A 26,492-nucleotide genomic window follows, 5' to 3' on the forward strand; every position below is an offset into this window, starting at 1 on the left:
TCTGACTCCAGCGCGACCGGCTCACAACCCCACACCGGCTCTTCGGACAAGCCACTTCCCGGACCCGCCAGACCCCACCCTAGAACCCCGCTACCGACTGCGTCTTGACACAGAGGGGTGCCAGTAGCGTGCAGCTCCGCGCACGCAGGGCGGCATGAGCGGATGATGGGGGCTCCGGTGCGCTGCCGGGTGACAAGGGGGTCCGGTTTCGGTGACGCTTGGACGCATGACCACGCGCATCGACTCCGACGTGCTGATTCCCGGACGCGGTGACCCGATCTCCCAGGGTTCCGTGGTGTTCGACGAGAAGATCCTGTTCGCAGGTCCAACTGCGGACGCACCTGACATCCTCGGAGCCGATCTCGTCCGGTCCCCGGCTGTGATGCCAGGCATGTGGGAGTGCCACGGCCATTTCCTTGGTATGCGTGCTACCGGGTTGGGCACGTATTACACCGACAGTCTCCCGTTGCGGACGGCCCGGTCGGTCAAGGACGCGGAAGCCGCACTGCAGGCCGGTTTCACCAGCGTGCGGGAGGCAGGTGGAATCGGTGTCCATCTGGCCCGGGCCGTTCGTGAGGGCACCGTCAGCGGTCCGTCGATCTATGCACCCGGTGCGATCTTGTCGACGACCGGTGGGCACGGCGACCTGCACACCATCCCCCTCGACTGGGTGCACGATCTCACCAGTCGTTCCGGAGAGCTGCGCGTCTGCGACGGGGTCGACGACTGCATCCGGGCCGTGCGCGAGCAGCTGCGACTGGGCGCCCAGGTGATCAAGATCTGTGCGTCTGGAGGGGTGCTTTCGGAGATCGACGACCCGATTCACCAGCAGTTCCGCTCCGACGAGCTGCGCGCCATCGTCGAGACCGCAGCCCTCGCGGACCGCGTCGTGATGGCGCATTGCCACGGCAAACCCGGCATCATGGCCTCTCTCGAGGCGGGGGCCCGCACCATCGAGCACGGGACCTATCTCGACGACGAGGCATGCGCCGCGATGCGTGAACTTGGCGCCATTCTCGTGCCAACCCGTTACATCGTCGTGCAGCTGTTCAAGGCGGGGATCGCCTCGGGGCTGAGCGCCGAGAACTACCGCAAGCTGGAGGCGATCGCCAGCATCCATGCCGAAGCGGTTGCTCGTGCTCACGAGGCCGGTGTCACCATTGCCGCAGGAACCGACGTCTACCAGAGCGGCGCCGACCTGCCGGTGGCCTGGGGCCAGAACGGGGCAGAGCTCCCACTCCTCGTCGAGGCCGGGCTCTCACCTTCCGATGCCATTGCCGCGGCCACCGCGAACGCCGCCGCCACCCTCGGCCCCCAGGCACCCCGTGCCGGTGTGCTCGCCGAGGGCTGGGACGCCGATGTGATCACGGTGAGCGGAAACCCGCTCCACGACATCGCACTGCTCGCGGATCCCGGCAACATCTCCGGCGTGTGGAAGCACGGGACCCAGTTGAAGCAACCCAGACAGGACACTCCGTCCTAATCAGCCCGCCCTCGGTGAGTACCCAGTCCGCGGGGTGGGCTCCAACGCGGGGTCCCCGCCTCGTAAGCGGACATCCGCACATCGGCAGTGGCGCTCGGTCTTGCCGAGTAGCGGGCGCCCCATTATCTACGATGCGGGGCATGGGGGTTCTCTTCGACTACTTTGCCGCTCCCAATGACGCGGACGCTGCCGCGACCATCGACCGCCTCGGTGGCCCCGCAGCGGCGGGCGCGGCCATAACTGAGTCGGGCCGGCGAGGGCTGTTCCGACGCCGCTCGAAGGTGGCCGAGACGGTTCCCGAGGGACCTGCCTACCCCACCGTGGGAGACACCGGCATTGATCCCGTCGTGCAAGCCGGCACGCTGGAGGAACTGCTCACAGGCCGTCCCTACGAGGATATCGAGCAGGACCCGCGCTGGGGGCGCTCACTGGCGGTGCGCGACGGCGGTGAGGGGATGGTGCATACCCTGACCGATGGGCTCGTGGACGCTCTCGCCCAGGCAGAGGCTGACCGCCTCGCTGAGGTAGCAGTTCCCTGGTCCCAGACCGAGGAGTTCTGGGGCGCAGGTGATCCCGAGGAGTTGACCGCCCTGCTCCAGGACCTGGCTCAGCTAGCCCGGGAAGCACGCGCACGCAACGAATCCGTGTATTGCTGGGTTTCCGTCTGAGCGCCCGCTCACTGGGCGAAGGTCTATCCGTCGGTGGTTGTCGTCGGGCACGTTGAGTGGTGTCGGCGGTGTGGGCCGCCGGTGCATTCCCTGGTTCCCGTTGGGTCATCGCCACGCCCGCAAGACCCTTGAGGTCCTGCAATAGATATGCGAGGCCCGACGGCCCAGGACACGCCGACTGGCGACAGGGCTGAGCGCCACCAGAGCGCCGATCAGTGAGCGACCGGCAGTCGTGTCCCGAACCGTCGGGAGTGCCCCATCTGCTGCTGCAACAGCAAAGGAGAGCACACCAATGAGTGTCGAACACGAAGCGATCCAGGAGAAGAGGACTCAGCTCACCGCCGGGATCGACTGGGCCAGCGCCGACCACGCGGTGGCGATCGTCGACGCCGCCGGGATGCAACAAGACCCGGTTCGTCATCCCGCACACCGGCACCGGGTTAGGACAGCTGGTGCGGCGACTGCGACGCGCCCGCGTCTGGGGCGTGGCGATCGAACGGCCCGACGGCCCGGTGGTCGACGCGCTGCTCGAGGCCGAGCTGACAGTCTTCGTGATCGCACCGAACCAGCTCAAGAACCTCCGCAGCCGCTACGGGTCAGCCGGCAACAAGGACGACGGCTTCGACGCCTACGTCCTGGCCGACACGCTGCGCACCGACCGCCTCCGGCTCCGTCCGCTGACCCGCGACAGCGAAGCCACGATGACCCTGCGGATGACCGTCCGGGCCCGCCAGGACCTTGTCGCCGCCCGGGTGGCGATGGCCAACCAGCTCCGCGCGCACCTGCAGACCACGCTGCCCGGCGCGATCGGCCTGTTCCGCGACATCGACTCCGCCATCACCCTGGCGTTCTTGACCCGGTTCCCCAGCCAGGACAAGACCGACTGGCTCAGCCGGACCCGGCTGGGCAACTGGCTGCGCTCGGTCGGCTACAACCACCTGGCCAACCTCGACCGGCTCTGGACCCCCCTCAACAACGCCCCGGCCGGCACCCGCGGCCCCGAAGCCGCCGCCCGGGCCCAGGTCACCCTGGCCCTGGTCGCCGCCCTCACCGCACTTCGCACCCAGATCAAAGCCCTCGAAGCGCAGATCGCCGTCCAGCTCGCTCAGCATCCCGATGCCGCGGTCTTCACCTCACTGCCCCGCTCCGGCACCGTGCGCGCCGCCCGACTACTGGCCGAGATCGGCGACGCCCGCGGCCGCTACCCCACCCCTGAGGCCCTCATCTGCCTGGCCGGCGCCGCACCCTCGACCAAGCAATCAGGCAAGGTCAAGGTGGTCACCTTCCGCTGGGCCGTAGACAAGCAACTCCGCGGCGCCGTGGTCGACTTCGCCGGCGACAGCCATCACGACAACCCCTGGGCCGCCGACCTCTACCAACGAGCCCGAGCCCGCGGCCATGACCATCCCCACGCCGTCCGCATCCTGGCCCGCGCCTGGCTCCACATCATCTGGCGCTGCTGGCAAGACGGTGTCCCCTACGACCCCGACAAACACCACGCCCTACAACGCGTCCTCGCCACCACTACTTGACACAGGGCTACTACTGCCGCGGATGGTTCGTCCCAATCGCTTACGCCGCGGCGAGCGGGGTGTCACGATGCGGAGCATGTCGTACGACCTGGCTGTCTGGGATGGCCCGAAGCCCGCAACTAACGCCGATGCGTCCGCCGAGTACGAGCGCCGCATGGACTCGATGGAGAAGGCCCTCGACGGCGCCGGTGAACCCGCCGCCCCGACCGAAGCAATCAAGGCTTTCATCGAAGCTGCTTTGGCCCGCTTCCCGGAGTTGGACGACAACTCGGCTCCAGAGTGCCCGTGGGCGTCGTCGCCTCTGGCGGGCGAGGCGGTAGGTGACCTCATCTACTTCCCGATGACCTTCTCGGGTGCGGAGCTTGCGCGCGACGAGCTCGCAGACATCGCCGACTCCTTAGGCCTCGTCTGCTTCGACCCTCAGATCGAGCAGCTGCTTCCGGATGCCGAGGCGGTCCCCGCCTCCATGGTGTCGGCATCCGCATACGCGGCACTCGCCCAGCACCTTCAAGCGGAGCAGCCGGCGCAGGGATCGGGCTGGTTTGCACGACTCTTCAAGAGGAAGCATCAACCTGGCGATGACTCTCCGCGCTCCTTAGCGGATCCGATGGAGGCTACGCATCGGGCGACTCTCGAGTCGGGTGAGACGATCGACGATCCGTCCGAGGACAGTCTGTTTCTGCTCTTCGAGGACGTTGAATCAGGGCGCTGCGGCTACGTGATTGTGGACGACCTGCGCGACTCCAGCGGTCACACGTACGCGCAGTCGAGCCGAAATGGCGATGGCACCTACTTGGTCGAGTACCGCGCGGGCGGGGCAGACCGTCACTTCCGCACCACCGTTGCTGACATGCGAGCTGCGCATGCACTCATGGCGGGTTGGGCCTTTGACGTGCAGGGCTGGCGCGAGACGGCTGCGTGGGAGCCAGTGACGTTCTAACTGCCTTGGGGACGAGGCCAGAATCCCCGCGCCAAAGCGCGCTCATCTGCCGCGGCGAGTGCGCGACTCCACCGATAAGTGGCTACGAAACGTGGGAGACCACCTGACACGATGCTGGCATGGACGCACTCGTCTGGGTTGACGCCTATGAGGTGCAGTGCTGTGGTGAGCCCTTCACCGTAGGACTGAACGTGACGTGGCCGATGAGCGGCCAACTCAACATTGCAGCGTTCATGGAACTCACTGGAGCCGACACCGCGGCCTCGGTTTCGATGGCGGTCGATCGGCACGCTCGTCGAGCAGAGGACACGGTCGATCACACTGGCACGGTCACGCGCATCGAGCGTTACCGCTGTCGCCACGCCCAGGGCCACGTGGTTCCTGGAACGGTGGAGGTACGTCCGATTTTCGAAGCGGATGGCTGGGAGCCGGAGGAGGACGGTGTCGACTTCGTTGGTTATCTCGTAACTCTGACTGACATTCAGCGAGCAGTCGAGGGTTGAACTGCCGGCGTCTCAAGCGCTGGTGATGCGCACGCTACTGCCGCCCTGTGCGCTCACTCTTCGACGGTGAGCACGGCGCAAGCGGGAATCTTCCCGGGTCGCGGCGCGGGTGCGCACACCTCGTAGGTCCCCGGCTCAGCAGCATCGGGGACCACCGCAGGGTGAGACGCGATTCGCTTGAACTCGCCCGACATCATCACGACTGGTCCCTCGGCCTCTGCCCACGCGCCTTCGTCGCCTTTGAGAAACAGCGCGAACTTCGGGGTGCACTCGCCGCTGGAAATTCGGCTCATAAACAACTGCCCCATCGTTGGTGCCAGCGAGGGATAGCGCACGACGAGCCGTTGACCCGGTTGCGCAGTGCTGGGCTCCAATACGAGCGGCTGATACTCGTCAAGGCAGGGTACGGACTGGACGGCATCGGTGGAAGCAGGCTGGTCGTCGCCGCAGGCCGTCATGATGATTCCCATCCCGAGGATGGCGGCGGCAACGGCGGAAGAACGCACAGATCGATGGTCGCACGCGCCACGGCGGCCACGTCCACTATCCCGCAACTTCGCGCAGACCATGCGGCAGTAGTAGCCCTGTGTCAAGCCGTCGATGCGAGGACGCGTTGTAGAGCGTGGTGTTTGGCGGGGTCGTAGGGGACGCCGTCTTGCCAGCAGCGCCAGATGACGTGGTGCCAGTCTCGGGCCAGGATCCGCACGGCGTGGGGGTGGTCGTGGTTGCGGGCGCGGGCGCGTTGGTAGAGGTCGGCGGCCCAGGGGTTGTCGTGATGGCTGTCGCCGGCGAAGTCGACCACGGCGCCGCGGAGTTGCTTGTCTACGGCCCAGCGGAAGGTGACCACCTTGACCTTGCCTGATTGCTTGGTCGAGGGTGCGGCGCCGGCCAGGCAGATGAGGGCCTCAGGGGTGGGGTAGCGGCCGCGGGCGTCGCCGATCTCGGCCAGTAGTCGGGCGGCGCGCACGGTGCCGGAGCGGGGCAGTGAGGTGAAGACCGCGGCATCGGGATGCTGAGCGAGCTGGACGGCGATCTGCGCTTCGAGGGCTTTGATCTGGGCGCGGAGGCTAGTGAGCGCGGCGACCATGGCCAAGGTGACGTGGGCGCGGGCGGCTGCCTCCGGGCCGCGGGTGCCGGCCGGGGCGTTGTTGAGGGGGGTCCAGAGCCGGTCGAGGTTGGCCTGGCGGTTGTAGCCGACCGAGCGCAACCAGTTGCGCAACCGGGTCCGGCTGAGCCAGTCGGTCTTGTCCTGGCTGGGGAACCGGGTCAAGAACGCCAGGGTGATCGCGGAGTCGATGTCGCGGAACAGGCCGATCGCGCCGGGCAGCGTGGTCTGCAGGTGCGCGCGGAGCTGGTTGGCCATCGCCACCCGGGCGGCGACAAGGTCCTGGCGGGCCCGGACGGTCATCCGCAGGGTCATCGTGGCTTCGCTGTCGCGGGTCAACGGGCGGAGCCGGGGGCGGTCGGTGCGCAGCGTGTCGGCCAGGACGTAGGCGTCGAAACTGTTGTCCTTGTTTCCGGCCGACCCGTAGCGGCTGCGGAGGTTCTTGAGCTGGTTCGGTGCGATCACGAAGACTGTCAGCTCGGCTTCGAGCAGCGCGTCGACAACCGGACCGTCGGGTCGTTCGATCGCCACGCCCCAGACACGGGCGCGGCGCAGTCGCCGCACCAGTTGGCGTAGACCGGTGCCGGTGTGCGGGATGACGAACCGGTCTTGTTGCACTCCGGCGGCGTCGACGATCGCCACCGCGTGGTCGGCGCTGGCCCAGTCGATCCCGGCGGTGAGCTGAGTCCTCTTCTCCTGGATCGCTTCGTGTTCGACACTCATTGATGTGCTCTCCTTTGCTGTTGCAGCAGCAGATGGGGCACTCCCGACGGTTCGGGACACGACTGCCGGTCGCTCACTGATCGGCGCTCTGGTGGCGCTCAGCCCTGTCGCCAGTCGGCGTGTCCTGGGCCGTCGGGCCTCGCATATCTATTGCAGGACCTCCCGCGGTCTTGCGGGCGCGGCGATGACCCAACGGGAACCAGGGAATGCACCGGCGGCCCACACCGCCGACACCACTCAACGTGCCCGACGACAACCACCGACGGATAGACCTTCGCCCAGTGAGCGGGCGAGTCATCTGTCAACTCAGCCGCCGCGCTAGAACCCAGGATCAGGATCAATAGACCTTGGTCTTGTGGCGAAGTCGGGTGACACACTCGTGCCATCCTGGACAGGAACAGAGCATGGAATCCACGACACCGTCGCCGCGGGAGCGTGAACAACGCTTCCGGGAGCTTTACGACGCGGCGTACGTCGATCTGCTTTGTTTCGTACGCCGACGAGTCCATTCCACTCACGCCGAGGACGTGCTCGGCGACGTCATGCTCGTCGCGTGGCGCCGCCTCGACGATGTGCCCGCCGACCTGTCGGCCGCGCGCGCCTGGCTCTTCGGCGTGGCCCGCAAAACCCTCCAGAACACCCGGCGCCGCGAGGACAGGCACGATGCCCTAACGGTCCGTCTCTCTGAGGTCCGGCGCGGTCCCGCCGATGAAGGCCTCCACCCGGATCTGGTGAGCTGCCGGGTCGACGTCGCCGCGGCTTGGCCGCTACTGAGCGCGACTGACCAGGAGGCGATCGCACTCTCTGTGCTGGACGGGCTCACCGCGCCCGAGGCGGCGGCGGTGCTGGGCATCTCATCCACCGCCTTCCGGCTGCGGTTGTCCCGTGCCCGGCGCACCCTGCGACGCCATGTCGACTCCACCACCGCCGGCGACCCCCTGCCCGGCCACCCAGCCTCCGAGAGGAGCCACCGATGAAAAGCCAAACCACCGACACCGTGATCACCGCAGCTCTGCGACACCTCGACGGCGCACCGAGGACCGACCTGACCGAGGCGGAGCGTGAACGTGCCGACGCGACACTCGCCCGCATCGTGGCGACGCCCACCGACGAACCCATCCCGGTCGAGCCGAACCGACCGCACAGGCGTCGGGGTCGACTGCTGGTGACGGTCGGCCTGGCCGGCGCCGCCGCGGTCGCCGGCGTCGCCATCCCTGGACTGCTGCTCGATGGAGGCGAGGCGTACGGATCGTGGACGCCTACGCCCGAACCCCTGTCGGACCCGGCCGCGGCCGAGGCCGCCACCACCTGCCGCTCCACCCTCGGAGCACCAGACGGAGGGCGCGTTGCGATAGCAGAACGACGTGGCGAATGGACCTACGTACTGCTCGCCGGCCCAGGGATCGAGGCCGTCTGCCTGATGCCCGACGACAGTGTCGGGCACACGATCGCCGACGGGGAGGACTTCTTCGGGAGCTACACCCCGGACCCCGCCGCGCCCCCGACCCTAGTGAGCGACCGCATCGACGAGACCACGAGCCAGGACGGCAGCACCGACGAGGGATGGTTCACCCGGACCGAGGGGTATGTGGGCAGCGACGTCACCGGTGTCACCGTGCACACCTCCTCGGGGCTCGACATCGAGGCCTCGGTTGTCGGCAACCGGTTCGCTGCGTGGTGGCCGTCCACTGAGCAGAACTCCGACCACCCGGCCGAGACGTGGTCGTACACCGTGCACATCGCCGACGGGAGCACCCGACGCACCACCGGCTGACGTCCAACAGACGCGCGCGCACTAATCGGCAGTGGCGCTCGGTCTTGCCGACTAGAGGAAGCCGTTAACGTGGCGAGCAGAGTCGAAGGAGGTGCACGAGGGTGCAAGTGAAATCACCGATCGAGCAGTTGCTCTTCGCTACCGTCCGCATCACGACGAAGGTTCCCGGGGGAACTGGGAGGGGAACCGGTTTCGTCTTCCAGGCAGACATCGACGAGACTCACTCGGCTCTCGTTGTGGTGACGAACAAGCACGTCATCGAGGGCGCTAGTGAGGTCGAACTGCACTTCATCCGTAGCACGCCAGACGGCCAGTCCCCGCTGCTCGGGCAAGAGTTCGTCGTGTCCTGTAGCCCCACATCGTTCTTCGGTCACTCGGACCCGGATATCGACGTCGCGGCCCTCGGTATCGGCGGCACCGTGGACCAACTGAAGGCACAGGGTGTCAGGCTTTTCTACCGGTCGATCCCAGCCGAGTACGCGGCCACCCCGGCCGCATTGGAGAATTTTGAGCCGATCGAGCCGGTCACTTTCATCGGTTACCCCAACGGGCTGTTCGACACCAGTTCCCTGCTTCCCATCGTTCGACGAGGGCACGCCGCAACCGCTCTGTCCGTCGACTACGAAGGCCGGCCCGTGTTCCTCATCGACGCATCGGTCTTTCCCGGATCTAGCGGCAGCCCAGTATTCCTCTACGTCCCGGCCTCGGTCCCGGACAAGCACGGCAACATCAATCTTGGGCTCGGACCGCAGTTGCTGTTCCTCGGGGTAGTTGCAGCAGTCCATCAGCGCGCGGTACCCGTTCTCCAGACCTCGGCCCACTCGATCCCGTATGTCAACGAACTCCTCGATATCGGTGTCGTCTACAAGGCATCGACCGTCTTGGAGACGGTGCAGGGCATGATCGACCAGCACCAGGCTCGTCAGGCGGGCAGCAACTAAGCGCACGCGACTGCCGCCTGGCGTGCTCGCGGAGCTGCACGCTACTGCCGCGGCGAGTGTGCGGGTGCCGAAACGCCGCGCTCCAAGGCAGGCCCAGCAGAGCGAAGGACGCGGCATTGGTGGCGAACGGCGGCCTCCGAGGCGGTGGTGGCGAGCGCCGCAATCTACGCCCTCCTGGCGATCGTCAGCGCTGTTCTGGGGCCCGGATCTGACACGGTCCCGGCATACTCGCGGGCATGACTCATCAGCCTGACACGACTGCTCCGACCGCACCATTGCTCTGCGCGGTCGTGGGCACTGTGCTCATGGCCGTCGGCGGCATGTTGTTCGTCAACGTCAATGAAGATCCCGAGTTCTTCATCGTGCTGACCGTGGCTTTCACAGCCCCGGGCCTCTACCTGCTCATCACAGGTGCTGTAGCGCACGGGATCAGGCTGGCACGCCCCTAGCCATTCGTGCCGGCCGGCGGAGCCTGCGGCCGGCCGTGGGCCCCGGGCGTCCTCACTTGGAAAAGCCGCTCTCACGTTCACCGATGAGTTCTCTGCTGGTGAGCGGTCCGTACACCGCTACCCAAACCGCACCCGGACCAGGAGGCACCTTTGAAACTCCTACTCACCTCTGGCGGCGTCACGAACCCGAGCATCGAGAAGGCGCTGATCGAGCTGCTGGGCAAGCCGATTGCCGAGTCCGATGCTCTCTGCGTCCCGACGACGCAGTGGGGGCACCCGAACCCGATGTGCGGTCCCGTCGGCGTGCGGGATTTCGTCGTCGGCGCGCCGCCCCGGCTCATGGCCGGCATGGGCTGGAAGTCGGTGGGCGTGCTCGAACTCACCGCGTTGCCCACCGTCGGCGCGGAGCGATGGGTGCCGTGGGTTCGTGAGGCCGACGTGCTGCTGGTGGACGGCGGGGACGCGACGTACTTGTGCCACTGGATGCGAGAGTCAGGACTAGCGGAGCTCCTGCCGTCACTGCCGGACAAGGTCTGGGTGGGATTGAGTGCCGGCAGCATGGTGATGACGCCGCGGATCGGTGCCGAGTTCGTTGAGTGGCCGTCCGCGCCCGATGACCGCACGCTCGGTCTCGTCGACTTCTCGATCTTCCCGCATCTGAATCACGAGATGATGCCGGAGAACACCCTGCCCGTGGCTGAGAAGTGGGCTAACGGGATCGATGGTCCGGCGTACGCCATCGACGACCAGACGGCCATCAGGGTGGCGGACGGCGCGGTCGACGTTGTTTCCGAAGGGCAGTGGAAACTGCTGCGCCCCTAGCTCGGCGAGGGAACTGGCGAAGCGTCAGCTGCGCCCGGAGACTCTTGCCTGCTGCCGATCAGGCGCCGAAGGCGGCGCGGCCCTGCAGGGCGGAGGTACCCAGATCGCTCGACGTGACCCCGGCGGGCCGCCGGTCATGTCACGAGAGAGCGTCAGGCAAGGACGGCATTGGCGCGTCCTCGGCTACGTGACGACGAACAGGACGAGCCAGACCGGGATCAGGAATGTCCCGATCTTGCCCATCGTGCGTCCGGCCTGCGCCCAGCTCCGTGCGCCCCAGCGGTGTGGCTCGGCGTCGTACTTGGTCAGCAACCTGTCGCCGAAGTACCAAGCACAGGGACCGAAGATGACGCCACCAAGGATGCCCAGGAGGCCGAGCACGAAGATCGTTGACGTGTCGGGGTGCGCGCGCCCGCTCGTCGTGTACACCATCTCGCTCATGGCGCCGAGCCTCTCATTCCGGCCAGGCGCAGCGCCACCACTTCAGAGTGAAGAGGCGCGGGCGCGCCGAAGCCTCTACGACGCCGACCGCCCGCCCCCGCGTCACTCGATCCCGGCGACCCGGTCGAGCTCTTGCAGGAGGTCGTGCGCCGCGAGCTCGACCTTCTTGTGGCGCCACTCGGCGGCGCGGTAGACGCAGGCGATGAGGCCGGTGCGGTGGACCCGGCGGAAGTCGCCGTACACGAAGGCGTAGCGCGCCTTGGTCTCGTCGTTGGCACCGACCGTCAGACCCAGGTGCCAGGCGGCGTAGTCATCCCACGAGTTGCGCTCGAGGAAGGCGTTGCCGGCCTCGGCGCCGGGCTGTACGTCGCCCCAGTCGCTGTCGAGCACGTACTGCCGACTCGCGATGAGCGCCCGCGCCTTGGCCACGGCCGCGTCGTTGACCTCGTAACGAGCCATGGCAACACCGTAGTCCGAGCCTGCTATGCGGTGCCTGACCGGTCAGTCAGTCCAGAAGTTGTCGTGCTCGGCCATGAACCGGTCGTACTCCTCCGGCGTCCACTCCTCGCCGCGCGCCAGCCGGTCGAGGCCCTCGAAGTAGGCCTCCCGCGGCGCACCCGGCGCGAAGTGCAGCAGCATCGACGCCTCCGCTCCCGACTCGTTGCGGAAGCCGTGCAGGCCGCCGGGCGGCACGTGCAGGAAGTCACCGGGAGCAGCCTTCACCCAGGCGCGGCCGTTGTACACGCTCACCTCGCCGGTGAGGATGTAGAAGGACTCTGCGATCGTCCGGTGGAAGTGGGCGCCAGGACCGCTGACCGCCTCGGAGAAATCCCACTTGTAGAGCCCGAACAGGTCGCCGGTGGTGCCGCCGGTCGCAAGGTAGGTGACGCGGTTGCCGTTCGGGTAGACCAGGTCGGGCGCGGCGGTGCCGGGTCGGATGGTCGCCGAGATCTCGCCCGAGTCGCCGTCGTAGAGCGGGGGTGGGTACGACATGCCCTTCAACCTAAGGGTCCGGGCAACCCGTTTTCCGTGCCGGCCGCCGGGGATACTTCCGTCGTGACTCCGACCGTCGTCTCGATCCACGTCGCCAAGGGCGCCCGTCTCCCGATGCAGGCGAAGGAACACGTCGAGGTCGAGGCGGGCAAGGGGATCGTGGGGGACCGCTACCACGGCACCAAGCACCGGCACGTCACCGTGCAGAGCAGGGAGAGCCTCGACGAGGCGGCGACGGTGTTCGGCGACGAGGTCCCGTCCCACCTGACCCGCCGCAACATCACCGTCAGCCACGGCACGATCCCCAGGGAGCCCGGCTCGCGACTCCGGATCGGCGACGTCCTGCTCGAGGCCGTCCGCGTCGCGGCACCCTGCAAGCTGCTCGACGACACCATCGGCGCCGGCGCCCAGGAGGCGCTCAGGCGCCGTGCCGGCACCGTCTACCGCGTTCTCGAGGGTGGGACGGTCAACGTGGGGGACGCCCTGCGCATCACTGGAGAGGGCGACCCGCCACCTCGTCGTACAGGTCCCTGACGGACGCGACCACGGCGTCGAGGTCGAACCGTCGCGACTCGCCGACGGCGAACACCTCGTGCAGCACTGCGCCGTCGACGAACACGACCTCGACGCCGGTGTACTCCTTCTCGCCCTGTGACCCGACGAGTGAGGCCGCCAGGACGCCAGGCACTCCGGGGACCTCGAGCGGGATCACCTCTGTCGACGGATCACCGCCCTCGGTGTTGCTGGCGAAGAGCCGATTCGCTTCGGCATCTGCGGCCGCTCGGTCCGCGTAGGCCACCGCCACGGAGATCGCGAAGTCGTCACCCTTGCCGGTGAAGAACAGCGATGACCCTGACAGGAATCCTGACTCCCGCAGCTCTGCAGGCGTCTTCTCGTGCGCCTCTGCGAAAGCGTGCAGGTCCTCGGCTCGCGGGCGTCCCTCGGGCTCGAAACCCGGGAGGCTGTCCCCATCCAGGACGTGATCGGTGATGGCCAGAGGCTCGGCCACGGATGTCGTCATCGAGGAAGGGTCCTTGCTGGTGTCGTCAGTGGTTGGGTCGTCGGCGCCACATGAGGTCAGGACGGCCGTGAGGCCGACGGTGGCGAGGGTGAGGACGACGCGGGTGGGGCTGGTGGTCATGACATCTCCTGGGTGATCGGTCGAGATGCCCCGACGCTAGGGATGGTTCGGGGCCGCCCGGCACCCGTCGCGCGAGGGTCACGCCCCTACTCGCGGCGGGGATGCATCCTTCCTGCGAAGGGCTCCGCGCCCGCCCTCCGGCGGCTAGCGTCCTCGACGTGAGCACCCAGACAGCGGGAGCGCCGCCGCTCGTGGAAGCAGGCAGCCACTGGCGGGCGCTCCTGCGCGACCTGTGGCTGCCAGTGCCACTCGCGATGGTCGCCGCCATCGAGACTGCCGCCGCAGGTGGCGAGCTGGACCTGTTGCGGACCGTCATCGCCGTCACGACGGTGCTCGGTCTTGTCGGGCGACGGCATCAGCCCGCGCTCACCGCTGCGTGGGTAGCGACAGGCCTGGCCGTCGAATCGGCGTCGACGGAGTCTCCGGACGAGATCGGCGTGCTGATCGCGATCATCGTCGCTGCCTTCTACGTCGGCGGCCTCGAGTCGCGTCGGGAGCTCGTCCTCGGGCTCGGGATGCTCGGACTCTCCGTCACGGTATCCATCGCCCTGGACCCGTCGGACAGCCTTGCCAACGTTCCGCCGACGCTCCTGCTCTTCCTGGGAGTGCCGGCGGGCTTGGGGGCCGCATTCGGCCGTCGAGGCCGCGCACTGGCCGGGATGGCGGTGGTGAACGAAGACCTCCGGCGCGAGGCTGCCGAAGCGGTCGCCGCCGAACGAAGGCGGCTCTCGCACGAGCTGCACGATGTGGTCTCGCACGCCGTCACCCTGATCGCCGTCACTGCTGAGGCCGGCGCGACCGTCGTACGCTCCGATCCGGGCGCGGCCGAGCGGTCGCTCGCCGCGATCGCCGACACCAGCCGGGACGCGCTCGCTGAGCTGCAGGCGTTGTTGGCGCTGCTGGAGGCCGACGCACCAGACCCCGCGACCGCAGGCTTGGCGCGCCTCGACGCCCTGGTCGGCGGCGTCCGCGCCACCGGTGCCGTCGTGGAGCTCATTCGGCACGGTCAGCTCCCGGAGCTCACCCGCGACGTCGATCTCGCTGCCTACCGGGTGGTCCAGGAGGCGATGACCAACGCGTTGCGCCACAGCCGTACGCCCCGACTCCGGGTCGAGGTCGTCGGCGACGAGGACCACGCCACGCTGAGGGTCGTCAGCAGTGGGGCGGCGCACCGGTCCACGTACGGCGGCACCGGACGGGGCCTGGTGGGCCTCCGCGACCGCGTCGAAGCACTGGGCGGTGAGCTCGCGGTGGGGCAGGCCGATGACGGGAGCTACGTGGTCGAGGCCACGCTTCCGGGTGCTGGCCGATGATCCGCGTTGTCGTCGTCGAGGACGAGACGTTGGTGCGTGAGGGCCTTGTCGCGATCCTGTCCGGCGCCGAGGACATCGACGTCGTCGGCACTGCGGGCGATGGGCGCGAGGCGCTGGACGTGGTCGCGGCGTCGCGTCCGGACATCGTGCTCATGGACCTGCGGATGCCGGTGCTGGACGGGATCGCGACGACCGAGCGACTCACCGCCGCGCCGGACAGCCCAGCCGTCCTCGTCCTCACGACTGTCGAGACCGACGAGGCCGTGGCGGACGCCTTCCGGGCAGGCGCGCGCGGGTTCGTCCTCAAGAGCAGTCCACGGGTCGAGCTCTGGAACGCGGTCCGCACGGTGGCCGGCGGGGGGATGGTGCTCGCCCCCAACATCACCCGGCGCCTGGTGGAGCAGCGCCTCGCGTCCTCCCGATCGGCGGTGCCGGCGATGCACCTGACCGAGCGCCAAGCAGAGGTCGTGCGGTTGGTCGCGCGGGGACTCTCGAACTCGGAGGTCGCCCGCGCGCTGCACCTCGCCGAGACGACGGTGAAGGGCTATGTCAGCGAGGTGCTGAACCGGCACGGGTTGCGCGACCGGACCCAGCTGGTGGTCGTCGCCTACGAATCGGGCCTGGTCGTTCCCGGGGAAGGCACCGAACGGCGCTGAGTCACGCGCGACCTTCGGCGTCCGTCAGCCCGACGCTCGACCGAGCACGTAGGCCCGCTCGGTCGACTCGTTGCGCGCGGCCACCGGCGCCCGCCGGTACCACTCGACGTCGACCAACCCCGCCCGCTCGAAGAGCGCAGCGACGTCCTTCGGCTCCTGGAGCACGAAGTCCAGGTCGACCGGCTCGTCGAACCAGTCGTCGCGATGCACGACCCCGCCTCCCGCGTGGCCGGCGTAGACCAGCCAGCCACCCGGCCGGAGCGGCCGCACCAGACCCGCGAGCACCTCGGGCATCTCCGCAGGAGTGGTGTGGACGAGGGAGTACCACGCCAGCACCGCGCCCCAGCCGTCCGCGGCCGGAGGGCGCATCAGCCGGCGCAGGTCGCCGACGTCGTACGACGCCTGCGGGTACCGCGCCCGGGCCTGCTCGACCATCCCGGGCGCCAGGTCGACACCGGTCGACCTGGCGCCCTGGTCGGCGAGATAGGCGGTCACGTGGCCCGGGCCGCAGCCCACCTCGACCACGGGCGCAGCGGCGGCGAGGTCGACGATCCGCCCGAGCAGCCAGCGCTCGAAGGGCAGTCCGTCGAGCTCGTCGGTCAGCGCGTCGGCGTACGCCTCCGCGACGATGTCGTACGACGACCGCACCCGCTCGTCGCGGGTCGTCAGGTCGATCTCCGGCGTCGCCGCCACCGGCGCGACCGCGTCGGCGGCCGGCTGGTCGCCGAGCAGGTGCACCCAGCGCGGGTCGCGCTCGCCGGCCCGGCGCGGCAGCACCCGCACCAGCGCGGGAGATGCAGCGGCCATCCGCTCCAGCGTCGCCTCGACGTCGCTGCGGTCGGGGAACGCGTGCAGGCGCTCGGTGCGGGACCGCAGCTCACCCGCAGCCTGCGGCCCGCGGAGGAGGAGCACGGTCAGCAGTGCCCGCTCGTCACTGCCGAGGTCGAGCGCCTCGGCGAGCACCTGGTGGTACTTGAGGGTCCGCGGGCCACGATCCGCCCACACGATCCGCACCAGGCCGCGGTCCTTGAGGTTGCGGCACGCGCCCTCGACGAGCGCGTCGTCGTACGACACCACCGGGTCGCGGCTGGAGCTCTGGTTGCACGCGGTCCGGAGGGCGTTGAGGCTCAACGGGTACGACGCCGGCACCGTGAGCTCCTTCTCCAGGAGGCTCCCGAGGATGCGCTGGTCGACGGCGCTGAGCACCGGCAGATCGGTCACAGCCCCGAGCCTAGAGAAGGGGCGTCAGCCCTCGAGCGCCGCGTCGAGAGTGATGCTCGGGACGCTGGCCAGCGCCTTGCTGATCGGGCACCCCGCCTTCGCCTTCTCGGCGCAGTCGAGGAACGTGGCCTCGTCGATGCCCTCGACCTCGCCGCGGACGGTGAGCTTGATGCCGCTGATGTGGAACCCACCGGCGGGGTCCGGCCCGAACTCGACCTCCGCGGTCACGTCGAGCGACCGCGGGGTGCCTCCGGCGCGACCGAGCTCACCGGAGAACGCCATCGAGTAGCAGGACGAGTGGGCGGCCGCCACGAGCTCCTCGGGCGAAGTGACGCCTTGGGCGTCCTCGGTGCGCCGGGGCCAGGAGACGTCGAAGGTGCCCACGCCGGAGGTGGTCAGCTCGACCTGGCCGGAGCCGTCCTGGAGTCCGCCGGTCCATGCAGTGCGTGCAGTACGAGTGGTCATGACACCGAACCTACGGGTTCGCGCCCAGCACGTCAGCCTGCGGGGACGAGGATCGGCTGCTCGGTCGGGCCAGGCCCACGGTGGCCGGGGCGGGGTCGAAGGCCCGCAGCGTCCTCACCAGGGCGGCGAGCATCAGTCCGCCGTAGAGGATCCCGCCGACCACGTCGGTGAACCAGTGCTGGTTGAGGCGAGTGCGGAAGTAGCCCTCGGCCAACCCGAGGAGGAGCGGGATGACGTAGAGCCATCGCGTGGTCCGGCGCGAGAGCCCGGCGTAGTACGACGCCAGGACGACGGCCGCGCCCGAGATGATCATGATCCGGGCGCAGCCCCCTGACGGGAAGGCGCCGATCTGGGTGCCGATGAGGCTCACCACGTCCCGGTCGCGGTCGACGATCGCGGCGATCGTGAGCTGGCAGAGCCGGGCGATCCACCAGGCGACCGGGAAGAGGAAGAGCGGCATCCACCACCGCCAGCCCTGGAGCGCGAACCAGATCGCGAGCCCCACCGCCAGCGCGGCGCCGAGGTACTGGGTCTGCGCGACGTTGCCCATCTGGGTGAGGGTCTCGAGGACGTCGGTCCACTGGGTGTTGCCGGCCTCGTCGACGCGACCGAAGACGGGCTCGTCGACGGGGTCCTGCAGGGCCTTGGCGACGAAGCCGAGCGCGATCGCGATGGCGTTCGCGATCGCGACGGTGACGGCGCCCGTCGTGAATCCGGCACCCCACCGCAACCCGTCGAACTGGTGCGACCTGCCCCCCATGCGGTGAGTGTAGGGGCGCGAACGGGTCAGGCGAGGTCGATTGCGACGTCCGACAGCACGGGCGATCCGCCTCGCTCACCGCCGGCGATCGAGGCCGAGGCGAGGATCCGGTCGCCCTCGCGCCAGCCGAGGACGCGGATCGTCTCGCCCGGGAACACGACACCGGTGAACCGGCCGCCGAAGCCACGGACGAGGGTCGCGTCGCCGCCGAGCAGTCCGTCGGTGAGCTCGCGCAGCACGATGCCGTAGGAGCACAAGCCGTGCAGGATCGGCGCGGGGAAGCCCGCCGTCTTGGCGAAGTCCGGATCGGCGTGCAGCGGGTTGCGGTCGCCGCAGAGCCGGTAGAGCAGGGCCTGCTGCGGCGTGACGTCGTACGACGACTCGTGGTCCGCCGCGCGCTCCGGAACGGCTACCGGCGCGGACGACCCGCGGTCTCCGCCCCAGCCGCCCTCACCCCGGACGAAGATCGACGACGTCGTCCGCCACAGCTCTTCACCCGACGCTCCGTTCTCAGTGCGGGCAACGACGACACTCTCCTGCCAGATGACGGCCGCCTTGCCCTTGTCCCAGATGTCGGTGAGCGTCGTCGAGACGGTCGCGGAGCCGGACGTCGGGATCGGGCCGGACACCGAGATCGACTGCGACCCGTGGACCACCTGGGCCAGGTTGATGTCGCACCCGGGCAGGTCGAGGGGCGGCGGGTCGGTCTCGTGGAACGTGGGGACGACCACGCCGAACGACGGCAGCACCTGGAGCGCCGGGCCGTCGAGCGTGTACCGGAGCGCGGCGGGGGAGACGTTGTCGCCCTTGCGCGAGCCCGCGCCGATGCCGAGGTGGTAGAGGAGCACGTCGCTCTCGGTCCACGAGAACTCACGGGAGCCGAGGTCGGCGCCGATCGCGACGGACGGGTCGATGGGCATCAGGCACTCCCGGTCGTTGAGCTTGTCGAAACCAGGTCTTCGACGGCAAGGTAGCCGAACACCAGGGCCGGTCCGATCGTGGCCCCGGGGCCGGCGTACGTGTGGCCCATGACGGCCGACGACGCGTTGCCCGCGGCGTACAGACCGGGGATCACCGAGCCGTCGTGCCGCAGCACCCGCGCCCGCTCGTCGGTGACGAGACCACCCTTGGTGCCGAGGTCGCCCGGGACGATCTTCACGGCGTAGAACGGCGCGTGGTCGATGGCGTGCAGCGACGGGTTCGGCTTCACGGTCGGGTCCGAGTAGTACTTGTCGTACGCCGACTCGCCGCGGTGGAAGTCCTCGTCGACACCGGCTTCGGCGAACCCGTTGAAGCGCTCGACCGTCGCCGTGAGGGTGTCGACCGGTACGTCGATCGCCTCGGCCAGCTCCGCGATGGTCGACGCCTTGCGCACGACGCCCTCCTTGAGCCAGCGCCCCGGGAACGGCTGCCGCGGGCCGAGGCCGGCGAACAGGTAGCGGTTGCGGTAGCGCTGGTCGATGATCATCCAGCTCGGGACGTGGCCGACGCCGGTGGCCTCGCCCTCGTAGATCGCGTGGGTCGCCTCGACGTACGGCAGCGCCTCGTTCATGAACCGCTGGCCGGCCTGGTTGACGATGATCGAGCCCGGCAGGTTGCGCTCGGCCAGGCAGAACCACGGCCGACCCGGCAGCGGGATCGTCGGACCCCACCAGGCGTCGTCCATCAGGTCGATCTCGGCGCCGGCCGCAATGCCGGCGAGGATGCCGCCGCCGGTGTTGAACTCCGACCCGGTCGTCCAGTCGACCGAGGTCGGCTGGGGCTGGTACTTCTCGCGCATCTCGAGGTTGCGCTCGAACCCACCCGAGCCGATGACCACGCCCTTCCGTGCGCGGACCACCTGCTCCTCGCCGTCCCGCGACACCCGGACGCCCACCACGCGGCCGTCCTCGAGGACCAGGTCCTTGAGCTCGGTCTCGTAGTGCACGGGCACGCCGGCGTCGATCAGGCCCTTGCGCAGGCCGATCGAGATCGCGTTGCCCATGGCGTACATCCGGCGTCGGAGCAGGATCGACCACAGCCGCCGGACCATCACCAGGAGCATCGTGATCGGGCCCTTGATGGTGCGCATGCCGAGGCTGATCTTGCGGTAGTCGGCCTGCGTGACGATCAGGTTCGCCGGCGCCTTCGTGTACGGCGGGTGCAGCCGGTCGAGCTCGTCGCCGAGGAACCGGGCGTCCAGGGGCACCGGCTCGACGGTCCGCCCGCGGGCCCGGCCTCCTGGCGCCTCGGGGTGGTAGTCGGCGTACTCCGGGACCCAGCGGAACCGCACCGGTGTGTTGGCCTTGATGAAGTCCATCACCTCGGGCCCGCGGTCGAGGAAGGTGTCGCGCTTCTGCTTCGGCACGGCGTCCCCCACGATGCTGTCGAGGTACAGCTTGGTCTGCTCGAGATCGTCCTCGGAGACTTGACCCGCGTCCCTGAGGGCGTCGTTCCCCGGGATCCAGACCCCGCCGCCGCTGCGCGCCGTCGAGCCGCCGAAGTAGGCGCTCTTCTCCACCAGGATCGTGTCGAGGCCGCGGCGGCCGGCTGCCAGGGCAGCGCTCATCCCCGCGCCGCCGGCACCGACTACGACCACATCAACCTCGGCGGGCAAGCTGCCCGTCGTACGACCCGTCATGGCGAGAAACTGTAACAGGTTCTAGTATTGCCGTGTGACCTCCCACGACGTGATCTCGGCCGCTGTCGAGCGCCTCGCCCGCGCGCAGGAAACGCGGGTCCCGTGTGCGCCGGTGCGGGACCTTATCGGCACCGACGACCTGGCCGCCGCCTACGCGGTCCAGCAGGGCCTCGTGCAGGCCAGGCTGGCCACGGGCGTGACCGTCGTCGGCCGCAAGATCGGCGCCACGTCGGAGGCCGTCCAGCGTCAGCTCGGGGTGGACCAGCCCGACTTCGGCTACCTGCTGAGCGACATGGACGTCAGCGACGGTGTTGACGGCGACCCGATCTCGATGCGCACCCTGCTGCAGCCGCGGGTCGAGGCCGAGGTCGCATTCGTTCTCGCGAGCGACATCGATCCGGACGACGAGGCCGACATCTCCCTGGAGGCGGTACGGGCCGCGGTGGACGTCGCGCTCCCTGCCCTCGAGATCGTCGACTCCCGGATCGCCGACTGGAAGATCGGGTTCACCGACACCGTCGCCGACAACGCGTCGAGTGGTCTGTACGTCGTCGGCCGCGAGGGACGCAAGCTCGACGACTTCGAGCCGCGTGACGTCACCATGTCGCTCACCATCAACGACGAGGAGCGGTCGGCCGGCACCGGCGCCGCCTGCCTCGGTGACCCGCTCGAGGCGCTGCGCTGGCTTGCCGTCCAGGCGTGGCGCTTCGGAGACCCGCTGCGCGCGGGCCACCTGATCCTGTCCGGGGCCCTGGGCCCGTTCGTGCCGTTCGCCCCGGGTGACCGGGTGGCGGCGTTGATCAGCGGTTTCGAACCGCTGGTCGTGGAGTTCGAGGAGTGAACGACATGAGCAAGAAGGCAACCGCCGCCATCGTCGGTCCCGGCAACATCGGGACCGACCTGATGTACAAGCTGCTGCGTTCTGGCCAAGAAAACGGAATGATCGAGCCGCGGTGGATGATCGGCGTCGACCCGGCCAGCGAGGGGCTCAAGCTCGCCGCCGACCAGGGGTTGGTGTCCACGCACGAGGGTGTGGACTGGTTGTTGAAGCAGGACGAGCTGCCGGACCTGTTGTTCGAGGCGACCTCGGCCTACGTCCACCGTGAGTACGCGCCCCGCTACGCGGAAGCCGGCATCCGGGCGGTCGACCTGACGCCTGCGTCGGTCGGCCCGGCCGTCATCCCCCCGGTCAACGGCGAGGAACACGTCGCCGCTCCGAACGTCAACATGATCACCTGCGGCGGCCAGGCGACGATCCCGATGGTCGCCGCGGTCTCCCGGGTGACGGCGGTGTCGTACGCCGAGATCGTCGCATCGGTCTCCAGCGTGAGCGCGGGACCGGGGACGCGGGCGAACATCGACGAGTTCACCCGCACCACCGCGGCGGGCGTGGAGACGATCGGCGGCGCCGAGCGGGGCAAGGCGATCATCATCCTCAACCCCGCCGAGCCGCCGATGATCATGCGCGACACGATCTTCTGCGCGGTCGATCCCGACGCGGACACCGATGCGATCGCCGAGTCGATCCACCAGATGGAGGCCTCGGTCCAGGAGTACGTCCCGGGCTACCGGCTGCTCCAGGAGCCGCAGTTCGACGGGCCCTCCGACTTCACCAAAGGGATGCGCCGGGTCTCGATCTTCGTCGAGGTCGAGGGCGCGGGCGACTACCTGCCGCCGTACTCCGGGAACCTCGACATCATGACCGCCGCCGCGACCCAGGTGGGTCAGCACATCGCGCGCAACCTGCTGGGAGCCAACTGACATGACAGATCTCGACAAGCTCGATCAGCGGGACCACCTCGAGCGGACCTGGTCCGGGATCCACGGCGACGAGCCCTTCGGCAAGCTCGACCTCCGGCTGACAGACACCTGCCTCCGTGACGGGTCGCACCACAAGCGCCACCAGTTCACGGCGCAGGAGGTGCACGACATCGTCGAGGCCCTCGACGAGTCCGGGATCCCGGTGATCGAGGTGACCCACGGCGACGGGTTGGGCGGGTCCAGCTTCAACTACGGGTTCTCCAGGACCCCGGAGCAGGAGCTGATCAAGATCGCGGCCGAGACCGCGAAGCGCGCCAAGATCGCGTTCCTGATGCTGCCGGGTGTCGGCACCAAGGACGACATCCGCGCCGCTCAGGACAACGGCGGGCAGATCTGCCGGATCGCGACCCACTGCACCGAGGCGGACGTGTCGATCCAGCACTTCGGGCTGGCCCGCGAGCTGGGCCTGGAGACCGTCGGGTTCCTGATGATGAGCCACACCCAGCCCCCCGAGGTGCTCGCGAAGCAGGCGCGGGTCATGGTCGACGCCGGCTGTCAGTGCGTCTACGTGGTGGACTCCGCGGGTGCGTTGATCATGGAGCAGACCGCCGACCGGGTCTCCGCGGTCGTGGCCGAGATCGGCGGCCAGGCCGATGTCGGGTTCCACGGCCACGAGAACCTCGGCCTCGGCGTCGCGAACACCGTGATCGCCGCCCGCGCCGGTGCCACCCAGATCGACGGGTCGGTGCGCCGGTTCGGTGCCGGTGCCGGGAACACGCCGCTGGAGGCGTTCATCGGGGTCGCCGACAAGCTCGGCTGGACCACCGGGGTCGACTTCCTCAAGATCGTCGACGCCTCCGAGGACGTCATCAAACCCGCGATGCCCGAGGAGTGCCAGCTGGACCGGATGACCCTGATGATGGGCTACGCCGGGGTCTACTCCAGCTTCCTCAAGCACGCCGGCAACGCCGCCGAACGCTACGGCGTCTCCGGCGCCCAGATCCTCCTCGAGGCCGGCAACCGCAACCTCATCGGCGGCCAGGAGGACCAGCTCATCGACATCGCCCTGATGTTGAAGGCCAAGGGTCTCGAGACGGTCGCCAGCGCGACCTCCTCGACCAACGAAGCAGTGAATGCGTGACGAAAAGTAGAACGTGTTCTAGTATTGGCTGTACCGAACTTCTGACAGGAGCTCCCAGATGAATCGAAGCCCCGAGGTCCAGTCCGCCCTCGACGGTGTGCGCGACCTGCTTCCCACGTTCCGCGACCGTGCCGACGAGGGCGAGCGACTGCGCGTCGTACCCGAGGCGTCGATCAAGGAGCTCGAGGAGACCGGCTTCTTCCGGCTGCTGCAGCCGAAGCGGTACGGCGGCTTCGAGGCGGACCCGATCGACTTCTACACCGCCGTGCGCGACATCGCCTCGGCGGACGGGTCGACCGGCTGGGTGTCGAGCGTGGTCGGCGTCCACCCGTGGCAGGTGGCGCTCTTCGACGACGAGGCCCAGCAGGCCGTGTGGGGTGACGACCAGAACGTCCGGCTCAGCTCGTCGTACGCCCCGACCGGCAAGGCCGTGCTCACCGAGGGCGGCTTCAAGCTCTCCGGCAAGTGGAGCTTCTCCTCCGGCTGCGACCACTGCAGCTGGGTGCTGCTCGGCGGCCTGGTGTTCAACGAGGAGGGCCAGGTCGTCGACTTCCGCACGTTCATGGTCCCGCGGGAGAAGTACCAGATCGTCGACGTCTGGAACGTCGTCGGCCTCCGCGGCACCGGCTCCAACGACATCGTCGTCGAGGAGACGTTCATCCCCGAGGCGTTCACGCTGTCGATGGGGGAGACCGGGCAGTGCAAGGGTCCGGGCCAGGCGGTCAACACCAGCGACCTCTACAAGCTCCCGTTCCACTCGATCTTCACCAGCACCATCGCCACGCCGATCATCGGCATGGCCAAGGGCGCGTACGCCGAGCACGTCGAGATGCAGCAGAAGCGGGTCCGTGCGGCGTACCTCGGTGAGAAGGCCTCGCTCGACCCGTTCGCCGCGGTGCGCATCGCGCGCTCGTCGTCGGAGATCGACGCGGCCTGGGCGCTGCTCATGAACAACCTCCGCGAGGAGCAGGAGCTCGTCGCCCGCGGCGAGCAGATCCCGCTCGAGCTGAGGCTCCGCGTCCGTCGCGACCAGGTGCTCGGCACCGCCCGCGCCATCGAGGCAATCGACTCCCTCTTCGAGGCGTCCGGCGGTCGCGCGCTCGCCGAGGGCACCTACCTCCAGCGGGCGTGGCGCGACGCGCACGCCGGCCGCGTGCACGCTGCCAACGACCCCGAGCGGGCACTCCAGATGTACGGCGCCCAGCAGTTCGGGCACAAGGTCGACCCGGGGATGTACTGATCTCCGTGACTGACTACTCCAAGGAGAGCACGCGCCGTACCGCCCAGGTGAAGACCGAGGCGGCCGGCGAGATCACCCTCAACTACTACGAGGCGGGCGCAGGAGAGGGGCGCCTGCCACTGGTGATGCTGCACGGCGGCGGGCCCGGCGCGTCCGCCTGGTCGAACTTCGGCAGTGCGCTGCCCGGTTTCGCTACCGAGTACCGCACCCTGCTCGTCGACCAGCCCGGCTTCGGCGCCTCCGACAAGCCCCCGGTCGTGGGCAACTACTACCGGTTCTCCGCCGACGCGGTCGTGGCGCTGCTCGACGAGCTCGGCCTGGAGAAGGTGCACCTGCTCGGCAACAGCCTCGGCGGCGGTACGGCGATGCGGCTGGCGCTGTCCTACCCGGACCGGGTCGGGCGGCTGATCATGATGGGTCCGGGTGGCCTGTCGCTCAACCTGTTCCACGCCGACCCGACCGAGGGCGTGCAGCGGTTGATGGACTTCGGCGCGAACCCGACGAGGGAGACGCTGCGCGCCTTTATCTCGACGATGGTCGTCAACCAGGACCTGGTCACCGACGAGCTGGTGGAGGAGCGGTTCGCTGACGCGACCGCTCCCGGCGCCCAGGACGCGATGCGCTCGATGGGCATGTCGTTCTGGAACCCCGAGACCGCCGAGGACGGGATGCTGTGGCGGGAGGCCCACCGGGTCCGCCACCACACCCTGCTCACGTGGGGTCGCGAGGACCGGGTCAACCCGCTCGACGGCGCCATGGTCGCGCTCAAGCTGATCCCCAAGGCTCAGCTCCACGTGTTCCCGCGGTGCGGGCACTGGGCGCAGATCGAGGCGGCCGACGAGTTCCGCGAGGTCGCCCTGCAGTTCCTCAACCGCCATGTCGAGAGGACCAAGAAGTGACGATCGACATCAAGTCCATGGGCTACGTCCGGGTCGCCAGCACCGACCTGGAGGCCTGGAAGAAGTTCGCCGGCAAGGTGCTCGGCCTGGCCGAGGGGCGCGGGCCCAACCCGGACCACCAGTACTGGCGGATCGACGAGGTCTCCGCCCGGCTCGTCGTCTTCCCCGCTGACGTCGACCAGCTCGCCTGCTCGGGCTGGGAGGTCGCCGACCACCAAGCGCTCCAGGCCGCCCGCGAGCACCTGCAGAAGGCGGGCGTCGAGTTCGAGGAGGGGACCAAGGAGGAGCTCGACGACCGACGGGTCCAGGAGCTCGTCCGGTTCCGCGACCCGTGGGACAACGTGTTCGAGCTGTTCCACGGCATCACCTACGAGTCGCGACCGGTCGTGACGCCGTACGCCGCGACGTTCGTGACCGGCGACCAGGGCATGGGGCACCTCGTCGTACCCGTGCTCGACGACGTCGAGGCGCTGCGCTTCTACACCGAGGTGCTCGGGTTCCGGCTCCGTGACTCGATGAGCATGCCGGGGGAGTTCGTCGGCAAGGAGCCCGGCAGCAAGGTCTGGCTGCGATTCCTGGGCGTCAACCCGCGCCACCACTCGCTCGCGTTCCTGCCGATGCCGAACCCCTCCAAGTGCGTGCACATCATGCTGGAGGTCGACGAGCTCGACCACGTGGGCCGCGCGCTGGAGCGGGTGCGCAAGCACGGCGCCAAGCTGTCGGCGACGCTCGGGCGGCACATGAACGACGAGATGATCTCGTTCTACGTGAGGTCGCCCGGCGGATTCGACATCGAGCTCGGCACCGAGGGCCTGCGTGTGGAGGACAGCAAGTGGGTGGCCCGGGAGTCGACGGCCGTCTCGTACTGGGGCCACGACTTCGGCGGCGGAAGCTGAGATCG

Annotated in this window: 30 protein-coding genes; 19 read left to right on the forward strand and 11 right to left on the reverse strand. The window is 68.8% G+C overall.

Annotated features, from left to right (window positions below; translation table 11 throughout):
- Positions 1–226 precede the first annotated feature (226 nt).
- From D0Z08_RS25670 to D0Z08_RS25690, 5 genes are all read left to right on the forward strand, one after another.
- Complete coding sequence (locus tag D0Z08_RS25670) at positions 227–1,483, forward strand: metal-dependent hydrolase family protein (protein WP_118928139.1); 1,257 nt, start codon at positions 227–229, stop codon at positions 1,481–1,483.
- Positions 1,484–1,623: 140 nt separating this feature from the next.
- Positions 1,624–2,151 carry a hypothetical protein gene (locus tag D0Z08_RS25675; protein ID WP_118928140.1) on the forward strand — a complete coding sequence of 176 codons (528 nt, stop codon included), beginning with the start codon at positions 1,624–1,626 and terminating at the stop codon, positions 2,149–2,151.
- 296 nt (positions 2,152–2,447) lie between these two features.
- Positions 2,448–3,683, forward strand: coding sequence for an IS110 family RNA-guided transposase (locus D0Z08_RS25680; RefSeq protein ID WP_425454074.1), 1,236 nt, complete (start codon positions 2,448–2,450; stop codon positions 3,681–3,683).
- A 76-nt stretch (positions 3,684–3,759) separates the two neighbouring features.
- Positions 3,760–4,623 (forward strand): hypothetical protein, encoded by an 864-nt coding sequence (locus D0Z08_RS33175; RefSeq protein ID WP_245994500.1) that lies wholly within the window; start codon positions 3,760–3,762, stop codon positions 4,621–4,623.
- 119 nt (positions 4,624–4,742) lie between these two features.
- A complete protein-coding gene (locus tag D0Z08_RS25690; protein ID WP_182481490.1) occupies positions 4,743–5,126 on the forward strand; it encodes a DUF6578 domain-containing protein in 384 nt (127 codons plus the stop codon).
- Between the two features lie 53 nt (positions 5,127–5,179).
- On the opposite strand, the gene D0Z08_RS25695 is transcribed toward D0Z08_RS25690, so the two are convergent.
- Both D0Z08_RS25695 and D0Z08_RS25700 read right to left on the reverse strand, forming a co-directional pair.
- Positions 5,180–5,632, reverse strand: a complete 453-nt coding sequence (locus D0Z08_RS25695; protein ID WP_118928142.1) for a hypothetical protein — start codon at positions 5,630–5,632, stop codon at positions 5,180–5,182.
- Between the two features lie 83 nt (positions 5,633–5,715).
- Positions 5,716–6,954 (reverse strand): IS110 family RNA-guided transposase, encoded by a 1,239-nt coding sequence (locus D0Z08_RS25700; RefSeq protein ID WP_118928143.1) that lies wholly within the window; start codon positions 6,952–6,954, stop codon positions 5,716–5,718.
- 404 nt (positions 6,955–7,358) lie between these two features.
- Here D0Z08_RS25700 and D0Z08_RS25705 point away from each other — a divergent pair, with 404 nt between their 5' ends.
- From D0Z08_RS25705 to D0Z08_RS25720, 5 genes are all read left to right on the forward strand, one after another.
- Entirely contained in the window at positions 7,359–7,931 is a 573-nt protein-coding gene (locus tag D0Z08_RS25705; RefSeq protein ID WP_118928144.1) for an RNA polymerase sigma factor, read from the forward strand.
- Positions 7,928–8,728 (forward strand): hypothetical protein, encoded by an 801-nt coding sequence (locus tag D0Z08_RS25710; protein ID WP_118928145.1) that lies wholly within the window; start codon positions 7,928–7,930, stop codon positions 8,726–8,728. Before D0Z08_RS25705 ends, D0Z08_RS25710 begins: the two co-directional genes overlap by 4 nt.
- A 107-nt stretch (positions 8,729–8,835) precedes the next feature.
- Positions 8,836–9,669 (forward strand): S1 family peptidase, encoded by an 834-nt coding sequence (locus D0Z08_RS25715; protein ID WP_182481491.1) that lies wholly within the window; start codon positions 8,836–8,838, stop codon positions 9,667–9,669.
- Positions 9,670–9,905: 236 nt separating this feature from the next.
- On the forward strand, positions 9,906–10,118 hold the full coding sequence (locus tag D0Z08_RS31760; protein ID WP_147381539.1) for a hypothetical protein: 213 nt from the start codon (positions 9,906–9,908) through the stop codon (positions 10,116–10,118).
- A 150-nt stretch (positions 10,119–10,268) separates the two neighbouring features.
- Positions 10,269–10,940 (forward strand): Type 1 glutamine amidotransferase-like domain-containing protein, encoded by a 672-nt coding sequence (locus D0Z08_RS25720; protein WP_118928147.1) that lies wholly within the window; start codon positions 10,269–10,271, stop codon positions 10,938–10,940.
- Between the two features lie 183 nt (positions 10,941–11,123).
- Here D0Z08_RS25720 and D0Z08_RS25725 read toward each other — a convergent pair whose 3' ends face one another.
- From D0Z08_RS25725 to D0Z08_RS25735, 3 genes are all read right to left on the reverse strand, one after another.
- Positions 11,124–11,381: a DUF4190 domain-containing protein gene (locus D0Z08_RS25725; RefSeq protein ID WP_118928148.1), complete on the reverse strand. Its 258-nt coding sequence runs from the start codon at positions 11,379–11,381 to the stop codon at positions 11,124–11,126.
- A gap of 102 nt (positions 11,382–11,483) precedes the next feature.
- Positions 11,484–11,840: a hypothetical protein gene (locus tag D0Z08_RS25730; protein ID WP_118928149.1), complete on the reverse strand. Its 357-nt coding sequence runs from the start codon at positions 11,838–11,840 to the stop codon at positions 11,484–11,486.
- A gap of 42 nt (positions 11,841–11,882) precedes the next feature.
- Entirely contained in the window at positions 11,883–12,374 is a 492-nt protein-coding gene (locus tag D0Z08_RS25735; protein ID WP_118928150.1) for a cupin domain-containing protein, read from the reverse strand.
- A gap of 63 nt (positions 12,375–12,437) precedes the next feature.
- Between D0Z08_RS25735 and D0Z08_RS25740 the strand changes: the two genes are divergently transcribed.
- Positions 12,438–12,908 carry an MOSC domain-containing protein gene (locus tag D0Z08_RS25740; protein ID WP_220454348.1) on the forward strand — a complete coding sequence of 157 codons (471 nt, stop codon included), beginning with the start codon at positions 12,438–12,440 and terminating at the stop codon, positions 12,906–12,908.
- Here D0Z08_RS25740 and D0Z08_RS25745 read toward each other — a convergent pair.
- The gene (locus D0Z08_RS25745) at positions 12,865–13,515 is read right to left on the reverse strand and encodes a hypothetical protein (RefSeq protein WP_118928151.1); all 651 of its coding nucleotides are present in this window, start codon (positions 13,513–13,515) and stop codon (positions 12,865–12,867) included. The genes D0Z08_RS25740 and D0Z08_RS25745 overlap by 44 nt on opposite strands.
- 158 nt (positions 13,516–13,673) lie before the next feature.
- Between D0Z08_RS25745 and D0Z08_RS25750 the strand changes: the two genes are divergently transcribed.
- Together D0Z08_RS25750 and D0Z08_RS25755 are read left to right on the forward strand one after the other, a co-directional pair.
- Complete coding sequence (locus D0Z08_RS25750; RefSeq protein WP_182481492.1) at positions 13,674–14,828, forward strand: sensor histidine kinase; 1,155 nt, start codon at positions 13,674–13,676, stop codon at positions 14,826–14,828.
- Entirely contained in the window at positions 14,825–15,484 is a 660-nt protein-coding gene (locus D0Z08_RS25755; RefSeq protein WP_118928153.1) for a response regulator transcription factor, read from the forward strand. The genes D0Z08_RS25750 and D0Z08_RS25755 overlap by 4 nt, the downstream gene beginning before the upstream one ends.
- Positions 15,485–15,508: 24 nt before the next feature.
- Here D0Z08_RS25755 and D0Z08_RS25760 read toward each other — a convergent pair whose 3' ends face one another.
- Genes D0Z08_RS25760 through kstD form a run of 5 tightly spaced genes read right to left on the reverse strand, consistent with a single transcriptional unit; the run spans position 15,509 to position 20,550 of the window.
- A complete protein-coding gene (locus D0Z08_RS25760; protein ID WP_118928154.1) occupies positions 15,509–16,705 on the reverse strand; it encodes a DUF480 domain-containing protein in 1,197 nt (398 codons plus the stop codon).
- A gap of 24 nt (positions 16,706–16,729) precedes the next feature.
- Positions 16,730–17,170, reverse strand: coding sequence for an OsmC family peroxiredoxin (locus D0Z08_RS25765; RefSeq protein ID WP_118928155.1), 441 nt, complete (start codon positions 17,168–17,170; stop codon positions 16,730–16,732).
- A gap of 10 nt (positions 17,171–17,180) precedes the next feature.
- Entirely contained in the window at positions 17,181–17,930 is a 750-nt protein-coding gene (locus D0Z08_RS25770; protein ID WP_118928156.1) for a phosphatase PAP2 family protein, read from the reverse strand.
- A gap of 26 nt (positions 17,931–17,956) precedes the next feature.
- Entirely contained in the window at positions 17,957–18,850 is an 894-nt protein-coding gene (locus D0Z08_RS25775) for a MaoC/PaaZ C-terminal domain-containing protein (RefSeq protein WP_118928157.1), read from the reverse strand.
- A complete protein-coding gene (gene kstD, locus D0Z08_RS25780) occupies positions 18,850–20,550 on the reverse strand; it encodes a 3-oxosteroid 1-dehydrogenase (protein ID WP_182481493.1) in 1,701 nt (566 codons plus the stop codon). The genes D0Z08_RS25775 and kstD overlap by 1 nt, the downstream gene beginning before the upstream one ends.
- Positions 20,551–20,584: 34 nt before the next feature.
- Here kstD and D0Z08_RS25785 point away from each other — a divergent pair, with 34 nt between their 5' ends.
- Genes D0Z08_RS25785 through hsaC form a run of 6 tightly spaced genes read left to right on the forward strand, consistent with a single transcriptional unit; the run spans position 20,585 to position 26,487 of the window.
- Positions 20,585–21,391 (forward strand): 2-keto-4-pentenoate hydratase, encoded by an 807-nt coding sequence (locus tag D0Z08_RS25785; RefSeq protein WP_220454349.1) that lies wholly within the window; start codon positions 20,585–20,587, stop codon positions 21,389–21,391.
- A 5-nt stretch (positions 21,392–21,396) separates the two neighbouring features.
- Positions 21,397–22,311: an acetaldehyde dehydrogenase (acetylating) gene (locus D0Z08_RS25790; protein ID WP_118928226.1), complete on the forward strand. Its 915-nt coding sequence runs from the start codon at positions 21,397–21,399 to the stop codon at positions 22,309–22,311.
- A 1-nt stretch (position 22,312) separates the two neighbouring features.
- Positions 22,313–23,452: a 4-hydroxy-2-oxovalerate aldolase gene (gene dmpG, locus D0Z08_RS25795; RefSeq protein ID WP_118928159.1), complete on the forward strand. Its 1,140-nt coding sequence runs from the start codon at positions 22,313–22,315 to the stop codon at positions 23,450–23,452.
- A 58-nt stretch (positions 23,453–23,510) separates the two neighbouring features.
- The gene (hsaA, locus tag D0Z08_RS25800; RefSeq protein WP_118928160.1) at positions 23,511–24,692 is read left to right on the forward strand and encodes a 3-hydroxy-9,10-secoandrosta-1,3,5(10)-triene-9,17-dione monooxygenase oxygenase subunit; all 1,182 of its coding nucleotides are present in this window, start codon (positions 23,511–23,513) and stop codon (positions 24,690–24,692) included.
- A gap of 5 nt (positions 24,693–24,697) precedes the next feature.
- On the forward strand, positions 24,698–25,591 hold the full coding sequence (gene hsaD, locus D0Z08_RS25805; protein ID WP_220454350.1) for a 4,5:9,10-diseco-3-hydroxy-5,9,17-trioxoandrosta-1(10),2-diene-4-oate hydrolase: 894 nt from the start codon (positions 24,698–24,700) through the stop codon (positions 25,589–25,591).
- A complete protein-coding gene (gene hsaC / locus D0Z08_RS25810; protein ID WP_118928161.1) occupies positions 25,588–26,487 on the forward strand; it encodes an iron-dependent extradiol dioxygenase HsaC in 900 nt (299 codons plus the stop codon). The genes hsaD and hsaC overlap by 4 nt, the downstream gene beginning before the upstream one ends.
- Positions 26,488–26,492: the final 5 nt, after the last annotated feature.

Origin of the sequence: Nocardioides immobilis (genome assembly GCF_003515065.1) — a bacterium.
Lineage (GTDB): Bacteria > Actinomycetota > Actinomycetes > Propionibacteriales > Nocardioidaceae > Nocardioides > Nocardioides immobilis.

What these genes read in the sequence shown, in the direction of transcription:
- D0Z08_RS25730 (WP_118928149.1), bottom strand. Translation starts at nt 11,840, where the DNA reads ATGGCTCGTTACGAGGTCAACGACGCGGCCGTGGCCAAGGCGCGGGCG.
- D0Z08_RS25700 (WP_118928143.1), bottom strand. Translation starts at nt 6,954, where the DNA reads ATGAGTGTCGAACACGAAGCGATCCAGGAGAAGAGGACTCAGCTCACC.
- hsaA (WP_118928160.1), top strand. Translation starts at nt 23,511, where the DNA reads ATGAATCGAAGCCCCGAGGTCCAGTCCGCCCTCGACGGTGTGCGCGAC.
- D0Z08_RS25745 (WP_118928151.1), bottom strand. Translation starts at nt 13,515, where the DNA reads ATGACCACCAGCCCCACCCGCGTCGTCCTCACCCTCGCCACCGTCGGC.
- D0Z08_RS25705 (WP_118928144.1), top strand. Translation starts at nt 7,359, where the DNA reads ATGGAATCCACGACACCGTCGCCGCGGGAGCGTGAACAACGCTTCCGG.
- D0Z08_RS25790 (WP_118928226.1), top strand. Translation starts at nt 21,397, where the DNA reads ATGAGCAAGAAGGCAACCGCCGCCATCGTCGGTCCCGGCAACATCGGG.
- D0Z08_RS25670 (WP_118928139.1), top strand. Translation starts at nt 227, where the DNA reads ATGACCACGCGCATCGACTCCGACGTGCTGATTCCCGGACGCGGTGAC.
- D0Z08_RS33175 (WP_245994500.1), top strand. Translation starts at nt 3,760, where the DNA reads ATGTCGTACGACCTGGCTGTCTGGGATGGCCCGAAGCCCGCAACTAAC.
- dmpG (WP_118928159.1), top strand. Translation starts at nt 22,313, where the DNA reads ATGACAGATCTCGACAAGCTCGATCAGCGGGACCACCTCGAGCGGACC.
- D0Z08_RS25690 (WP_182481490.1), top strand. Translation starts at nt 4,743, where the DNA reads ATGGACGCACTCGTCTGGGTTGACGCCTATGAGGTGCAGTGCTGTGGT.
- D0Z08_RS25675 (WP_118928140.1), top strand. Translation starts at nt 1,624, where the DNA reads ATGGGGGTTCTCTTCGACTACTTTGCCGCTCCCAATGACGCGGACGCT.
- D0Z08_RS25710 (WP_118928145.1), top strand. Translation starts at nt 7,928, where the DNA reads ATGAAAAGCCAAACCACCGACACCGTGATCACCGCAGCTCTGCGACAC.
- D0Z08_RS25755 (WP_118928153.1), top strand. Translation starts at nt 14,825, where the DNA reads ATGATCCGCGTTGTCGTCGTCGAGGACGAGACGTTGGTGCGTGAGGGC.
- kstD (WP_182481493.1), bottom strand. Translation starts at nt 20,550, where the DNA reads ATGACGGGTCGTACGACGGGCAGCTTGCCCGCCGAGGTTGATGTGGTC.
- D0Z08_RS31760 (WP_147381539.1), top strand. Translation starts at nt 9,906, where the DNA reads ATGACTCATCAGCCTGACACGACTGCTCCGACCGCACCATTGCTCTGC.
- D0Z08_RS25765 (WP_118928155.1), bottom strand. Translation starts at nt 17,170, where the DNA reads ATGACCACTCGTACTGCACGCACTGCATGGACCGGCGGACTCCAGGAC.
- D0Z08_RS25735 (WP_118928150.1), bottom strand. Translation starts at nt 12,374, where the DNA reads ATGTCGTACCCACCCCCGCTCTACGACGGCGACTCGGGCGAGATCTCG.
- D0Z08_RS25775 (WP_118928157.1), bottom strand. Translation starts at nt 18,850, where the DNA reads ATGCCCATCGACCCGTCCGTCGCGATCGGCGCCGACCTCGGCTCCCGT.
- D0Z08_RS25725 (WP_118928148.1), bottom strand. Translation starts at nt 11,381, where the DNA reads ATGAGCGAGATGGTGTACACGACGAGCGGGCGCGCGCACCCCGACACG.
- D0Z08_RS25770 (WP_118928156.1), bottom strand. Translation starts at nt 17,930, where the DNA reads ATGGGGGGCAGGTCGCACCAGTTCGACGGGTTGCGGTGGGGTGCCGGA.